The organism is Bradyrhizobium sp. 157 (assembly GCF_023073815.1).
Lineage (GTDB): Bacteria > Pseudomonadota > Alphaproteobacteria > Rhizobiales > Xanthobacteraceae > Bradyrhizobium.
This window is the reverse complement of record NZ_JADPKF010000086.1, coordinates 96,325-110,914: the sequence shown is the minus strand read 5'-3', so window position 1 is coordinate 110,914 and position 14,590 is coordinate 96,325. Positions and strand designations below refer to the sequence as shown.

15 protein-coding genes and 1 pseudogene are annotated in these 14,590 nt (G+C 66.4%); 15 read left to right on the top strand and 1 reads right to left on the bottom strand.

Annotated features, from left to right (window positions below):
• Positions 1 to 27: 27 nt before the first annotated feature.
• The 8 genes from IVA95_RS23605 to cobJ are packed head-to-tail and all read left to right on the top strand — an operon-like array spanning position 28 to position 7,923.
• The gene (locus tag IVA95_RS23605) at positions 28 to 402 is read left to right on the top strand and encodes a DUF1636 domain-containing protein (RefSeq protein ID WP_247512654.1); all 375 of its coding nucleotides are present in this window, start codon (positions 28 to 30) and stop codon (positions 400 to 402) included.
• Positions 399 to 1,427, top strand: coding sequence for a cobalamin biosynthesis protein CobW (cobW, locus tag IVA95_RS23600; protein WP_247512653.1), 1,029 nt, complete (start codon positions 399 to 401; stop codon positions 1,425 to 1,427). Before IVA95_RS23605 ends, cobW begins: the two co-directional genes overlap by 4 nt.
• Entirely contained in the window at positions 1,427 to 4,669 is a 3,243-nt protein-coding gene (gene cobN / locus IVA95_RS23595) for a cobaltochelatase subunit CobN (RefSeq protein ID WP_247512652.1), read from the top strand. The genes cobW and cobN overlap by 1 nt, the downstream gene beginning before the upstream one ends.
• Positions 4,666 to 5,262 carry a hypothetical protein gene (locus IVA95_RS23590; RefSeq protein WP_247512651.1) on the top strand — a complete coding sequence of 199 codons (597 nt, stop codon included), beginning with the start codon at positions 4,666 to 4,668 and terminating at the stop codon, positions 5,260 to 5,262. Before cobN ends, IVA95_RS23590 begins: the two co-directional genes overlap by 4 nt.
• Before the next feature lie 6 nt (positions 5,263 to 5,268).
• The gene (locus IVA95_RS23585) at positions 5,269 to 5,829 is read left to right on the top strand and encodes a hypothetical protein (RefSeq protein ID WP_247512650.1); all 561 of its coding nucleotides are present in this window, start codon (positions 5,269 to 5,271) and stop codon (positions 5,827 to 5,829) included.
• A complete protein-coding gene (locus IVA95_RS23580) occupies positions 5,829 to 6,458 on the top strand; it encodes a precorrin-8X methylmutase (RefSeq protein WP_247512649.1) in 630 nt (209 codons plus the stop codon). Before IVA95_RS23585 ends, IVA95_RS23580 begins: the two co-directional genes overlap by 1 nt.
• 2 nt (positions 6,459 to 6,460) lie before the next feature.
• On the top strand, positions 6,461 to 7,192 hold the full coding sequence (locus IVA95_RS23575; RefSeq protein ID WP_247512648.1) for a precorrin-2 C(20)-methyltransferase: 732 nt from the start codon (positions 6,461 to 6,463) through the stop codon (positions 7,190 to 7,192).
• The gene (gene cobJ, locus IVA95_RS23570) at positions 7,189 to 7,923 is read left to right on the top strand and encodes a precorrin-3B C(17)-methyltransferase (protein WP_247512647.1); all 735 of its coding nucleotides are present in this window, start codon (positions 7,189 to 7,191) and stop codon (positions 7,921 to 7,923) included. The genes IVA95_RS23575 and cobJ overlap by 4 nt, the downstream gene beginning before the upstream one ends.
• Here the strand turns inward: cobJ and IVA95_RS23565 are convergent.
• Positions 7,899 to 8,645 carry a cobalt-precorrin-6A reductase gene (locus IVA95_RS23565; RefSeq protein ID WP_247512646.1) on the bottom strand — a complete coding sequence of 249 codons (747 nt, stop codon included), beginning with the start codon at positions 8,643 to 8,645 and terminating at the stop codon, positions 7,899 to 7,901. The genes cobJ and IVA95_RS23565 overlap by 25 nt on opposite strands.
• On the opposite strand from IVA95_RS23565, the pseudogene cbiE reads away from it, so the two are divergent.
• From cbiE to cobF, 7 genes and pseudogenes are all read left to right on the top strand, one after another.
• Positions 8,644 to 9,824 (top strand): annotated as a pseudogene (gene cbiE, locus IVA95_RS23560) (precorrin-6y C5,15-methyltransferase (decarboxylating) subunit CbiE). The gene IVA95_RS23565 and the pseudogene cbiE overlap by 2 nt on opposite strands.
• Complete coding sequence (locus tag IVA95_RS23555; protein ID WP_247512645.1) at positions 9,821 to 10,189, top strand: cobalamin biosynthesis protein; 369 nt, start codon at positions 9,821 to 9,823, stop codon at positions 10,187 to 10,189. The pseudogene cbiE and the gene IVA95_RS23555 overlap by 4 nt, the downstream one beginning before the upstream one ends.
• Positions 10,186 to 10,968 (top strand): precorrin-4 C(11)-methyltransferase, encoded by a 783-nt coding sequence (gene cobM, locus IVA95_RS23550; protein ID WP_247512644.1) that lies wholly within the window; start codon positions 10,186 to 10,188, stop codon positions 10,966 to 10,968. Before IVA95_RS23555 ends, cobM begins: the two co-directional genes overlap by 4 nt.
• Positions 10,968 to 12,278 (top strand): cobyrinate a,c-diamide synthase, encoded by a 1,311-nt coding sequence (locus IVA95_RS23545; RefSeq protein WP_247512643.1) that lies wholly within the window; start codon positions 10,968 to 10,970, stop codon positions 12,276 to 12,278. Before cobM ends, IVA95_RS23545 begins: the two co-directional genes overlap by 1 nt.
• Positions 12,275 to 13,000 (top strand): uroporphyrinogen-III C-methyltransferase, encoded by a 726-nt coding sequence (gene cobA, locus IVA95_RS23540; RefSeq protein ID WP_247512642.1) that lies wholly within the window; start codon positions 12,275 to 12,277, stop codon positions 12,998 to 13,000. Before IVA95_RS23545 ends, cobA begins: the two co-directional genes overlap by 4 nt.
• A 106-nt stretch (positions 13,001 to 13,106) precedes the next feature.
• Positions 13,107 to 13,784: an energy-coupling factor ABC transporter permease gene (locus IVA95_RS23535; RefSeq protein WP_247512641.1), complete on the top strand. Its 678-nt coding sequence runs from the start codon at positions 13,107 to 13,109 to the stop codon at positions 13,782 to 13,784.
• Positions 13,785 to 13,829: 45 nt separating this feature from the next.
• Positions 13,830 to 14,579 carry a precorrin-6A synthase (deacetylating) gene (gene cobF / locus IVA95_RS23530; RefSeq protein ID WP_247512640.1) on the top strand — a complete coding sequence of 250 codons (750 nt, stop codon included), beginning with the start codon at positions 13,830 to 13,832 and terminating at the stop codon, positions 14,577 to 14,579.
• The last annotated feature ends 11 nt before the right edge of the window (positions 14,580 to 14,590 follow it).

The window sequence follows — 14,590 nt, the reverse complement described above, 5'->3', positions numbered from 1 at the left end:
CTCCCGCTGTTTATCCTGGAAGGGGCGATGACTGTCACACTTCACGTCTGCATCACCTGCCGTGCCGGCCAGACGCTCGGCGAGGGCGAGACCACGCCCGGCGAGCGCCTGCATGCCGCCATTCTCGAGGCCGGTGTGCCTGATGGCGTCGGTGTGGTTCCGGTCGAATGCCTGTCCGCGTGCAGTCAGGGCTGCTCGGTCGCGCTCAGCGCGCCGGGACGGTGGTGCTATGTCTACGGCCGTCTGTCGGAAACCAATGCGCGCGATGTGATCGCCGGCGCGTCAGCCTATGCGGCTGCGTCCGACGGCATCGTGCCGTGGCGCAGCCGTCCGGAGATCTTTCGCAAGCAATCGCTCGCCCGCATTCCACCTATTGCCGTCGTGCCGGAGGCCGCCGAATGAACTCGCTCGCAAAAGTCCCCGTCACGGTCGTCACCGGCTTTCTTGGATCTGGCAAGACGACGCTGATCCAGCATTTGATCACCAATGCCAATGGAAAGAAGCTTGCCGTGCTCGTCAACGAGTTTGGCAGCGAAGGCGTGGATGGGGACATCCTGAAATCTTGCGCCGATGCCAATTGTCCGGCCGAAAACATCGTCGAGCTTGCCAATGGCTGCATCTGCTGCACCGTGGCCGACGATTTCATTCCGGCCATGGAGCAATTGCTCGCACGCAACGTGAAGCCCGACCATATCCTGATCGAGACATCTGGATTGGCACTGCCGAAGCCCTTGCTCAAGGCATTCGACTGGCCGGAGATTCGTTCCCGGATCACGGTTGACGGCGTGATCGCGCTGGCCGATGCGGAGGCCGTCGCGGCCGGTCGCTTCGCGCCGGATCCGGATGCGGTGGAAGCGCAGCGTGCGGCCGACGACAATCTCGATCACGAGACGCCGCTGTCAGAAGTGTTCGAGGACCAGATCGCCTGCGCCGACATCGTGCTGTTGACCAAGGCGGACCTTGCCGGATCGGTAGGGCTTGAAGCAGCGCGGGCTGCGATCGAAGCCGAGATGCCACGCCGCGTGCCGATGCTGCCAGTCGTGGACGGCGCGGTCGATGCGCGCGTGATCCTGGGTCTTGAAGCGGCGGCGGAAGATGATCTCGCCGCGCGCCCGTCGCATCATGACGGCGAGCACGAGCACAATGACTTTACCTCTGTCGTCATCGAGCTTCCGGAAGTCACCGATGTCGGTGCGCTCATCGCATCGATCCAGCGGTTGGCGCGCGAGCAGAATGTGCTGCGCGCCAAGGGCTATGTCGCCGTTGAAGGCAAGCCGATGCGGCTCTTGCTGCAATCGGTCGGCGAGCGCGTGCGGCATCAGTTCGACAGGCCCTGGGGCGCTAAGCCACGACAGTCAAAGCTGGTCGTGATCGGTGAGCACAGCGATATCGATGAGGCCGCGATCAGGACAGGACTTGGCATCTGATGCACGTCGTCTTCCGCGAGAGCCGCGGGCTGGAGGAGACCGCGACGCCACGGGACATCGGCCAGGATCCGGCCGATCTCGTGGTGCTTTCGTTTTCGGACAGCGATCTTGCCGCCTTCGCGTCGGGCTGGCGGCGAGGGCGGGCCAGCCTGCCGTCGCTGAGGCTCGCCAGTCTTGCCGAGCTGCGTCATCCGCTGTCGGTCGACACCTATGTCGAGCGAACGCTGTCGCAAGCACGCGGCATCCTCGTGCGCCTGATCGGCGGCGAGTCCTACTGGTCGTATGGGCTCACGGTGCTGCATCAGCTCGCCAGGGATCGCGGCATCGCGCTGGCCGTGCTGCCGGCGGACGGTCGTGACGATCTGCGACTGGACGCGTTCTCCACATTGCCGGTTTCGACGCTCCGGCGGCTCAAGGTGCTCTGCGACAAGGGGGGGCCGGTTGCGGCGCAGGCTGCGATCGCGCAGCTCGCGCTCGCATCCGGACTCTATGCGGGACCTGTTGTCGGGGCGATCGATATTCCCGAGATCGGGTTCTATGACCCCGCGCGTGGTGTCGTGGCTGCGCCGACCTCCGATGGGCGGCCCAGCGCGCTGGTTACGTTCTATCGGTCCTATCTTACGGCGGCCGACACGGATCCGGTCGACGCTCTGATCGTAGCGTTGCGGAAGAGCTTTGATGCCTTCGGCGTGTTCGTCACCTCGCTGAAGGCGCCGGGAGTTGCGGACTGGCTGCGTGCGCATTTCGCGCAGCACGCGCCGGCCGCCATCGTCAATGCGACTGCGTTTTCTGCGGTCGGCGAGGACGGCGCGACGCCGTTCGATGCTGCGTCGTGCCCCGTGTTTCAGATCGCGCTGTCCACGGCGCGGCGCGACGACTGGGCGGAGTCGCTACGCGGTCTCTCGCCGGGAGACCTCGCAATGCATGTGGTATTGCCCGAGGTTGACGGCCGGCTGTTCGCGGGCGTGGTGAGTTTCAAGTCGGCGAGCGAGCGCGATCCCTATCTGCAATTCGCCCATCTTGCGCATAGAGCCGACGACGAGCGCGTGGGCGCTGTTGCCGCGCGGGTCGCGGCCTGGCGACAACTTGCTGACAAGCCGGCCGGCCAGAAGCGGCTGGCAATCGTGGTCTCGAATTATCCGGGCCGTCCGCACCAGATCGCGCATGCGGTTGGGCTAGACGCGCTCGCCTCGATCGAAGCGTTGCTGTCCGATCTTGGTCGAGCTGGTTTTGATGTCGGGATGGCCACGTCGCTTGGCGATGTTTTGATGCGGGAGCAACTGACGTGGAGCGTCGCCGAATATCGCGTGGAGCTATCCCGTCTTCCACGCCAGTTGCAGGATGACCTCGCGCGCGCCTGGGGTGCGCCGGAAGATGATCCGAATTGCAAATCCGGCGAACTTCATTTCTCTGCTATTCGATGCGGTAAGGCCATCATCGCAGTCCAGCCGGAACGAGGTGAGGTTGGGCATCGTGATGTGGACTATCACGATCTCACACGCACGCCGCGCCACGCCTATGTTGCCTTCTATCTGTGGCTCCGGCGCGAGGCGATCGACGCTGTCATCCACATGGGCGCGCATGGCACGCTCGAATGGCTGCCCGGTAAGTCCGTTGCGCTGTCGTCCTCCTGCTGGCCGGAAGCGCTGATTGGCGACCGGCCCGTGATCTATCCTTTCATCGTCAACGATCCCGGCGAAGCGGCGCAGGCCAAGCGGCGGATCGGCGCCGTCACCATCGGGCATCTGCCGCCGCCGTTGGCGAAGGCCGTGGTGCCCGAGGGCCTACGCCGGCTCGAGCGACTGCTCGACGAATATTCGACGGCCGACGGCCTCGATCCCGCGCGCCGCCAGCGCCTGATTGCGGCAATCCGCGATGAGGCCCGGGCCGCAGGGCTTGAAGGCGATCTGGGCCTTGCCGCATCGGCCGCGCCGGCCGAGGCTATTCCGCGGATCGATCGCTTCGTCTGCGATCTCAAGGAAAGCCAGTTCGGCGACGGCCTGCATGTCTTCGGCCGCGGCGCTTGCGGCGAGGCGGAGAAGAGCGCGCTGCTTGATGCGCTCGCCGGCCGGCGCGTTGCGCCGGGGCCGGCGGGCTCGCCCTATCGCGGGCGTCAGGACGTATTGCCCACGGGACGCAACCTGTTTGCCGTCGATCCCCGCGCCGTGCCAACGCCGGCGGCGCATGCGCAAGGTATCAAGTTCGCGGAGGAATTGCTGCGCCGTCACCTTCAGGATCACGGTGACTGGCCGAAGGGGCTCGTCGTCGATCTCTGGGGCTCATCGACCATGCGCACGGCTGGCGAGGATTTTGCGATGGCCCTGCATCTTGCCGGCATCGCGCCGCGCTGGGATCACGGATCGGGCCGGGTGACCGGTTACGACATCATCGCGCTGGCCGAGCTTGGCAGGCCGCGCATCGACGTCACGCTTCGCGTGTCCGGGCTGTTTCGCGACGTGTTCTCCGGTCTCGCTCAATTGTTCGAGGCAGCAGCCGAAGCGCTCGCCGAGCGCGAAGGCGAAGGCGAGGAAAATCCCTATTGTCATCGCGCATCGCGCGTGTTCGGGCCGCGTCCCGGACAATATGGCGTCGGCTTGGCGTCGCGACCCGATGTCTTCACGCCGCAATCGCGGGAGGCAGTCGGCGAGGCGTGGTTGTCGGCATCGTCCTGGGCGTTTTCGTCCGATGGTGCGATGAAGCCCGACCGCGCAGGCATCGAGGCGAAGCTCGCTGCCGCCGACGCCTTCGTCCATACTCAGGACCTGCCTGAGACAGACCTGCTGCTCGCCGCGGACTATGCCGCCCATGAGGCGGGTGTCGCGGCCGCAGCGGCACGATTGGGCACGAGCATCCCCTCGCTCTATCACCTCGACACCACGCGGCCCGATCAACCACGCGCCCGCGAGCTGACGGAGGAAATTTCACGCGTGGTCCGCACGCGTGCTGCAAATCCTGAGTGGATCGCCGGGATGAAGCGGCACGGCTTTCGCGGCGCTGCGGAAATCGCCGCGACGCTGGAGCAGATGGCCGCCTTCGCTCATCTTGCGGATGCCGTGCCGGCGCATCTGTTCGATCTCTACTACGACGCAACGCTCGGCAATGACGACGTCCGCGGCTTCATGGCGTACAAAAATCCCGCGGCGCTCGCTGCAATGGAAACCTGCTTTACCCGATTGCATGAGGCCTCGCTGTGGAAGACGCGCCGCAATTCGATTGCGGCGGCGCTGCGAGAGGCCTCATGAGCGCGATCGCGATCAAGGGCTGGTGCCCGGGCGCGCTGCGGCCGATGCTGTCAGGCGACGGGCTGGTCGTGCGCGTTCGTCCGTATGGAGGGCGGCTTGATGCGAGGCAGGCGGGAGGAATAGCGGACCTCGCCGAACGTTACGGCAATGGTTTGATCGACCTCACCAGCCGCGCCAATCTTCAGATCCGTGGCGTCAGTGATGAAGGACATCCGGCTCTGCTCGACGGGCTCGCGCAGTTTGGATTGGTCGACCCCGATGCGGAGACCGAGAGACGGCGCAACATTCTGGTCACGCCGTTCTGGAGCGCTGGCGATGACACGTGTTCGCTTGCTACCGAACTTGAGCATGCGCTGGTCCATAGCTCTCTTGATCTTCCGACCAAGTTTGGCTTTGCAGTCGATGACGGGAAGGAGCGCATGTTCGCCGCGGCGTCGGCGGACGTGCGCTTCGAGCGCGATCCTTCGGGCACACTGATCGTGCGCGCCGACGGAGCCGAGTTAGGCCGCTCTGTTGCACGAAGCGAAGCGGTGAGCGTCGCACTCTCGCTCGCCGAATGGTTCCTGGCATCAGGCGGAGCCAGAAACGGGTGAGGGCGCATGGCGGCCCATGTCCGCGCCGGCGCGCGGCTGCCCGAAGGGTTGCGGGGGGATGCCGAGCCTGCACGCGGCATGGCTGCACCGGCTCCGGGCCTCGATCCGCATGGCGCGTTGATCGGCGCGGCGTTCGGGCAACTATCCCATTTGGCGCTCCGCCATCTCGCCGGTTGCGCGCCGGCACTGCGCACGACGCCGTGGCGCATGATACTGGCGGAGGGGCTACATGAGCTGCCCCGAACGCCGGATCTCATCACACGGGCCGACGATCCCGCGCTCCGTGTGATTGCGTGCAGCGGCGCGCCGCGCTGCCGTGAGGCGCACGCCGATACACGTGGGCTGGCGGCTGCGCTCGCGCCGCACGTTGCGGCTGGCGCGCGGCTTCACGTATCCGGCTGCGCCAAGGGCTGCGCCCATTCCGGCCCTGCGTCGATCACATTGGTTGGGACCGGTGACGGGTTTGATCTCGTTCGTGACGGTTCGACACGGGATAGGCCTGTCAGGCGCGGCCTGAGCGGCGCAAGCCTCGTCAAGCATCCCTCCATCCTGGTGGGAGCATGCTGATGCAGCACATCTACGAAACCGATGGCGCGGCGATCTACCGGCGATCCTTTGCCACCATCCGGACCGAGGCCGACCTCGGCCGGTTCGCGCCTGACGAGGAACCGGTGGTCGTGCGCATGATTCATGCTGCGGGCATGGTGGGTCTCGAGGCCCATATCCGCTTCACACCCGGCATGGCGGCGATCGCGCGCGCCGCGCTGCAGAAGGGCGCGCCCATTCTCTGCGACGCGCGCATGGTCTCGGAGGGAATCACGCGCGCGCGCCTGCCGGCCGGCAACGCCGTCATCTGCACGCTCAGCGACCCCGCCGTTCCCGCGCTCGCGCAGTCCATGCGCAATACGCGCTCGGCGGCCGCGCTCGAGCTGTGGCGGCCGCATCTTAAGGGCGCCATTGTCGCGATCGGTAATGCACCGACCGCGCTGTTTCATCTGCTCAACATGCTGGAGGACTGTGATTGCCCAAGGCCGGCGGCGATCATTGGCTGCCCCGTCGGTTTCGTCGGCGCGGCTGAATCCAAGGCCGCATTGATGGCCGATTCACCCGCGCCGGCGCTGACGGTCGAGGGGCGCCTTGGCGGCTCCGCAATCACCGTTGCCGCCGTGAATGCGCTGGCAAGCCGGAGCGAATAGGGATGGGGCGTATCATCTGCTGCGGCCTCGGGCCAGGCGATCCGGATTTGATGAGCGTGCGTGCTGACCGTGAAGTGCGCGCGGCGAAGCACGTCGCCTATTTCCGCAAGAAGGGACGTCCCGGCCAGGCGCGGCGGATCGTCGAGGGGATGCTGGCGGCGGACGTCTCGGAATATCCAATGGAATATCCCGTCACGACCGAGATCGCCTTCGACAGTCCGGAGTATGTCCGTCTGCTCACCGGATTCTATGACGAATGGGCGGAGCGCCTGACGCGGCTTGTGCGGGCGGTCGACGTCGTCGTGCTCTGTGAGGGCGATCCCTACTTCTACGGTTCCTTCATGCACCTGCACGCGCGCTTGCACGGGCGGGTCGGGATCGAGGTGATCGCAGGCATCCCCGGAATGGCCGGCTGCTGGAACTCTGTCGGCCGGCCGATCGCGCTCGGCGACGACGTGACGACGGTTTTGATGGGCACGCTCGCGGAGGACGAGCTGGAGCGTCGGATGCGCAATTCCGACGCGCTCGTCATCATGAAGACCGGCCGCAATCTGACAAAAGTGCGCCGCGCGCTTGTGTCCGCCGGCCGACTGGCTGACGCGTGGCTGGTCGAGCGCGGGACCATGCCGAGTGAGCGTGTCGCTCGGCTGATCGATGTCGAGGAAGCCGACTGTCCTTATTTCGCGATCGTGCTAGTCCACGGGCAGGGGCGACGCCTGGTGTCGGTCGAATGACGGGCACGCTGACTATCGCGGGACTTGGGCCGGGCGACGACGCACTGGTCACGCCGGAAGTCTCCGCCGCACTCGCGGCCGCGACCGACATCGTGGGCTATGCGCCCTATGTTGCGCGCGTGGCTCCGCGCGAAGGCCTCACGTTGCACCCCTCCGACAACCGCGTCGAGTTGCAGCGCGCGAACGAAGCCTTGCGGCTCGCATCAGAAGGCCATCAGGTTGTCGTGGTGTCCTCCGGCGATCCCGGCGTCTTTGCGATGGCCTCTACCGTGTTCGAGGCGCTTGAGGACCGGCCGCAATGGCAGGGGCTTCCCATCCGCGTGTTACCTGGCGTGACGGCGATGTTGGCAGCCGCCGCGCGCGCCGGCGCACCGCTCGGACATGATTTTTGCGTGATCAATCTCTCCGACAATCTGAAGCCGTGGCCGGTGATCGAGAAGCGCCTGCGGCTCGCCGCCGAGGCTGATTTCGCGATCGCGATGTACAATCCGCGCTCGGCGAACCGGCCCGAGGGCTTTGGACACGCGCTGGACGTCCTGAGCGGGGCGGGGTGCGGCGAGCGCATTGTCATCTTTGCGCGGGCGGTCAGCACACCCGATGAGCGGATTGAGGCGCTCAGGCTATGCGAGGCGAAGCCCGAAATGGCCGACATGCGGACGCTCGTGATCGTCAGCAATTCGACGACGCGCCGGATCGGCCGCTGGGTCTATGCACCGAGGCAGGTACGATGACCGAGCCATTGCATGACCTCGGCGACGCTTTCCACCCGCAACCGGTCCGGAAGTGCTGGTCGCGACAGCATGATCACGGGAAGACCCAGCGCGCGCGCAGCGTCAATCTTGGCGCGCGCGCCGTCTCCGCCGGAATTGCGGGCGACAATCCATTCGATGCGACGCGCGCGCATCATCTCCAGTTCACCATTGAGCGTGAACGGGCCGCGCGACACGATGACGTCGGCATCGAATGGCAAGGCGTCCTCGGGCGCGTCGACGAATCTCAGCGTGTAGGCGTGCTGCGGCCTGCTGGCGAAAGGCGCGATATGCTGCCGGCCGATCGCAAGAAACACCCGGGTGCGGCTTTCCGGCAAGGCCGCAACAGCGGAGGCGATATTGGCCACCTCGATCCAGTTGTCGCCGGGCGTTCTGGCCCAGGGGGCGCGTTCCAGAGCCATCAGCGGCGTGCCGGTTTCCACGCACGCCGCAACCGCGTTGCGGCTCATTTCGGCCGCGAAGGGATGCGTTGCGTCAACCACATGCGTGATGCCTTCCCGACGAATGTGTTCGGCAAGACCGCTCACGCCGCCGAAGCCGCCGATACGAGTCGGCAGCGGCTGATTGGCGGGCGCACGGGTGCGCCCGCCGTAGGAATAGATCGCGTCGAGTCCCGCGCGCGCGATGCTCTCTGCAAGCAGATTGGCGTCGGCCGTTCCGCCCAGAATGAGGGCGCGCATCATGGCTGATCCCTGGTTGACCATTATTGGCATCGGCGAAGATGGCCTTGCCGGCCTCTCCGAGGCAAGCCGAAAGGCGATTGCCCGGGCGGAAACTGTCTTTGGCGGCGAACGCCATCTCGCGCTCGCGGAGGTTGGCAACCGCGGCCGTCCGTGGCCGGTACCGTTCGATGCGGACATTGTGCTGAGCCGGCGCGGCCGCCCGACGGCGGTGCTTGCCTCGGGCGATCCGTTCTGGCATGGCGTCGGCGGAAGCCTTGCTGAGAAGCTCGAGGCAGGCGAGTGGGTTGTCCACTCCGCGCCTTCGACCTTCTCGCTCGCCGCGGCGCGATTGGGCTGGCGCCTCGAACCTGTCGTCTGTCTCGGGCTCCACGCCGCGCCTTTCGAGCGCTTGGTCCCGCATCTGGCGCAGGGCGCGCGGATCATTTGCCTGGTGCGCGACGGCAAGCAGGCGGCGATCTCGCAAAATGGCTCACGGAACGTGGCTGGGGCGGGTCGTTGATCTGGAGCCTTGCGGCCCTTGGTGGCCCCGGCGAACGCATCAGACAACATCGTGCCGACAGCTACTCGGCCGAGCCTCGCGACAATCTCGTCGCGCTGGCGCTGGAGGCGAGGGGATCGCAGGGCATCGCGCGCAGCTCGGGTCTTCCGGACGATCTCTTTGTGCATGACGGCCAGATCACCAAGCGGCCGGTGCGCGCGCTGGCGCTGTCAGCCCTTTCGCCGCGGCCCGGCGAAAGATTGTGGGATATTGGCGCGGGCTCAGGCTCGATCTCCGTTGAATGGGCTTTGGCGGGGGGGACGGCCATTGCGGTTGAGGCTCGCGAGGAACGCGCTGCGAACATCCGCCGCAATGTTGCGGCGTTCGGTCTGACACATCGGATCACCGTCGTTGAAGGAACCGCGCCCGATGCTCTCGCGGGCCTGAAGGCGCCCGGTGCCGTATTCGTCGGCGGGGGGCTCAATGCCACGTTGTTCGATCCCGTCTGGCTGTGTCTTGAAGCGGGCACGCGATTGGTCGCACATGCCGTGACGCTAGAAACGGAGGCGTTTCTCGCGGACCTGCATCAACGCCATGGTGGGGAATTGATGCGGATCGAGATCGCTCATGCCGCCCCGCTGGGCCGGTACCGATCCTGGGAGTCGGTGCGGCCGGTCGTGCAATGGAGTGCGGTCAAATGAAGGTCGCAGGTTTGGGCTTCAGGCGTACCGCGACGCTTGCCTCGCTGCGCGAAGCGCTGATCGCGGCCGGCGGCTGCGAAGGCCTCGCGGCGGTCGCCACGGTCAGCGACAAGGCGGAGACGGCCGCTCTGATATCGTTGGCGCGCGAGCTCAACGTGCCGATCAAGGCTGTTCCAGCCAATGTGCTGGCCGGCGCCGCGACGCTGACCCAGTCAAAACTCATCCGGGAAAAATTTGGCACGGGGTCGGTCGCGGAAGCCGCCGCACTGGTGGCGGCCGGTCGTCGCGCGCGCCTGATTGCGACGCGCGCGGTTTCACAAGACCGCACCGTAACGGCGGCGATTGCCGAAGGAGACGGCGAATGACCGTGCATTTCATTGGCGCCGGCCCCGGCGCTGCAGATCTCTTGACCTTGCGCGGGCGCGATCTGATCGCCGCCTCGCCGGTCTGCCTCTATGCCGGCTCGCTCGTGCCGGAAGGCGTACTCGGGCATTGCCCGCCGGGCGCGCGGATCGTCAACACCGCGCCGCTGTCGCTCGACGAGATAATTGCGGAGATCGCCGCCGCGCACGTGGAAGGCAAGGACGTCGCGCGGCTGCATTCGGGTGATCTCTCGATTTGGTCAGCGATGGGCGAGCAGCTATGGCGGCTGCGCGCGCTGAAGATTCCCTATTCGATCACGCCCGGCGTGCCGTCCTTCTCCGCCGCCGCCGCGGCGCTCGAGGCCGAGCTGACGCTGCCGGGCCTTGCCCAGTCCGTGGTGTTGACGCGCACGCCCGGCCGGGCGAGCGCGATGCCGGACGGCGAGAAGCTCGCCGCTTTCGCCGCGACCGGTGCGGTGCTCGCCATCCACCTGTCGATCCATCTCCTGGACAAGGTGATCGCCGAGTTGACGCCGCATTACGGCACGGATTGTCCGGTCGCGATTGTTTGGCGCGCAAGTTGGCCGGACCAGCGCATCGTGCGCGCCACGCTTGCCACGCTCGATGCCGCAGTCGGTGTCGAGCTCGAGCGGACCGCGCTCATTCTGGTCGGCAAGACGCTGGGCTCGGAGGAGTTCGCCGAGAGCCGCCTTTACGCTGCCGACTATGATCGCCGTTACCGCCCGGTCGGGCAGGCACCGCGTTTTCCGGAGGCGTCGTGATGGCGACAGGCCTCGTCATCTCGGCGCCGGCCTCCGGCATTGGCAAGACGACGCTGACGCTGGCGCTCGCGCGCGCCTATCGCGATCGCGGGCTGACCGTGCAGTGCTTCAAGAGCGGACCCGACTATATCGATCCCGCCTTCCACGCGGCCGCGACGGGACGTGCCTCGGTCAATATCGATAGCTGGGCCATGGATCGCGAGACGATCGCGCGGCTGGTCGGCCGCGGCGCGGACGCCGATCTCGTGCTCGCGGAGGGCTCGATGGGCCTGTTCGACGGCGTCGCTGCGCGCGGCGTGGCGGGCACCGGCGCGACCGCCGACATCGCGGAGATGATGGGCTGGCCGGTTCTGCTGGTGATCGATCCATCCGGCCAGGCGCAGACGGCCGCGGCGGTTGCCGCCGGACTGCGCGATTTCCGCGCGGGCGTCCGGCTTGCAGGCGTCGTTCTCAATCGCGTCGCGAGCCCACGGCACGAGGATCTGGTGCGCCGCGCCATGGCAGACGCCGGCATTGCCGTATTCGGTGCGCTGCCGCGCCATGCCGAGATCGCCTTGCCGAAGCGGCATCTTGGACTGGTGCAGGCCGAGGAGCAGGCAGAGATCGGCGAACTGATTGCGAAGGCTGCACGCTTCGTCACCGAGCATGTCGATCTCGACTCCGTGCTGCAATCGGCCTCTGCCTGGCTGCCGCCATCGGCCCCGGGCGATCTCACCGTCACGCCACCCGGGCAGCGGATTGCGCTGGCGCGCGATGCGGCGTTCTCCTTCATCTATCCGCACATGCTCGAAGCCTGGCGCGCCGCCGGCGCCGAGATATCGCCCTTCTCGCCGCTTGCCGATGAAGGGCCTGACGCGAGCGCCGACGTGTGCTGGTTGCCCGGCGGCTATCCGGAACTGCACGCGGGCCGGCTTGCAGGCAACACGCGGTTTGGTGGCGCATTGCGCGCCTTCGCCGAGACGCGCCCCGTGCATGGCGAATGCGGAGGCTATATGGTGCTCGGTGCGGCCTTGACCGACGCCGAGGGCGCACGCCACCAGATGGTCGGCTTGCTTGGCCTGGAGACGAGCTATGCCAGGCGTCGCATGCATCTGGGTTATCGCTTGGCGGAGCTTGCTGCACCGATACCCGGACACAAGGCCGGCGCACGGCTAAGGGGCCATGAGTTTCATTATTCGATGATCGTCGCGCAGCCTGACACGCCGCTCGCGGTCGTGTGCGATGCGACGGGCGCCGTGGTTGCGGAGACCGGCTCGCGGCGCGATAACACCTCCGGTACCTTCTTCCATCTGATTGCGGAGGACCGGTGAGCGGCTTCGTCTCCTTCATCTCCGCCGGCCCCGGCGATCCCGAGCTCCTGACGCTGAAAGGGGCGGCGCGGCTGCGCGAAGCCGACGTGGTGCTCTATGACGACCTCGCCTCGGGGGCGATCCTCGATCTGGCCGGTCCAGCCGCCAATCTCGTCGCGGTGGGAAAACGCGCCGGTCGCCCCTCGACCAAGCAGCAGCATGTCAACCGGTTGCTGGTCGATTACGCGGGAACGGGCGCGCGCGTGGTGCGGCTGAAATCGGGCGATGCGGGCATCTTCGGTCGTCTGGAAGAGGAGCTCGAGACACTCCGCGCGGCAGGGATCGGCTACGAGATCGTCCCAGGCGTCACCGCGGCCTGCGTCGCGGCGGCGCAGACCGGCATTCCCCTGACCCGACGGCATACGTCGCGCCGGGTCCAGTTCGTGACCGGCGCCGATGTCACCGGTGAATTGCCCGCGAACCTGAACTGGGCGGCGCTGGCCGATCCGGAGGCGACGACCGTCGTCTATATGGGCCGGCGCACGTTCCCGGTCCTGGCCGCGAAGCTGATCGAGCATGGCCTCGCGCCGAGCACGCCGGCGCTGTTTGCCGAATCCTTGGGCCGCACCGACGAGCGGCTGGTCCGCACCACGATCGAGGAGCTCGCCGAACAGCTCGCGCGAGGCGGAGCGGCGAAGACCGCCGCCGTGATCCTGTTCGGCGCGCTGGCGGAGATGACGTGAGATGACACCGTCGCCGACCCTCGCTCGCCGCTTGACGCGTGCTCTTCGAAAGAGTCAATTTTTGACGCCAAAGCCGTCGGTGTGACGGCAGAAAGGACTTGAGGCCATGCATATCGAACCGGGAATTGTGACGGGTGCAAAACTCGTGCTGAGCTATGCTACCGGAATTGCCGCAGGCGGCGTCGCTCTCAAGCTCGCGGCGGATAGCGTGCGCGAGCAAGGCATCGTTTCATTTGCCGTGCGCACGGTTGCGACGACAGCGCTGGTGTTCTCCTTCTTCGAGATCCTGCCGCACTTCCGCGTCGGAGTCTCCGAGGTGCACTTCATCCTCGGTTCCACATTGTTCCTGCTGTTCGGTGCCGCACCCGCCGCGTTCGGACTCGCATTGGGTCTTCTGCTGCAAGGCCTGTTCTTCGTGCCGACGGACCTGCCGCAATACGGCATGAACTTGACGACGCTGGTGGTGCCGCTGTTCGCGATCCACGCGCTGGCCCAGCGCATCATTCCCCGCAACACCGCCTATGTTGACCTGCAATATCGCCAGGCGTTGGCGCTTTCGACGACGTACCAGTCCGCCATCGTCGCGTGGGTTGCATTCTGGGCGCTCTACGGTGCGGGCTTTGGCGCGACGAATCTCGCCAACATCGCGATGTTTGCAGGATCCTATGCGCTGGTCATTGTGATCGAGCCGCTGGCGGATCTTGCCGTGCTCGCGCTGGCAAAATCGCTGCGTGGCGTTACGGCCTACGGCTTCGTCACCCCGCGCCTGCACAACGCCGTGTAGAGATAACGTGAGGGGCGGCTGCCACGGCCGCCCTTCGCACAGGTTATGCTGACGCTCTCCCTGATAGGTATCGGCTGCGGCGATCCCGAGCAGCTCACGCTCGCTGCGATCCGCGCGATCAACGCTGCCGATCTCGTCCTCATCCCGCGCAAGGGTGCGGCGAAGTCCGATCTCGCCGAACTGCGGCGGGCGGTTTGCGCCGATGTGCTCACGAGCGACAAGGCGCGTATCGTGGAATTCGATCTGCCCGTGCGCGATGCCGGCGAGGCGGACTACCGCCGGGGCGTTGACGATTGGCACGACGCTGTCGCTGCAACTTGGTTACAGGAGGTCGCGAGCCACCTTGGCAGCGACGGCCGCGTGGCCCTGCTGATCTGGGGCGACCCGTCGCTCTACGATTCCAGCCTGCGCATCGCACGAAGGCTGGACCCGTTGCCGGCGATCGAGGTGATCCCGGGCATTACGTCGATTCAGGCGCTGTGCGCGGCGCATGCGCTGCCGCTCAACGACATCGGCGAGCCCTTTCTCGTTACGACGGGGCGGCGGCTGCGCGAAGCCGGCTGGCCTGACGGCACCGACACCGTGGTCGTGATGCTTGATGGCGGCACCGCCTTTCAATCGCTGGAGCCGAAAGGCCTGCACATCTGGTGGGGCGCCTATCTCGGCATGTCCGATCAGATCATCATGTCCGGTGAGCTTGCCGAGGTTGGTCCTCGCATCGTCGCGACGCGGCAAGAGGCGCGCGAACGGCATGGCTGGATCATGGACAGCTACATTCTCAAGCGCAGGCCGTGAGGCGGCTGCAT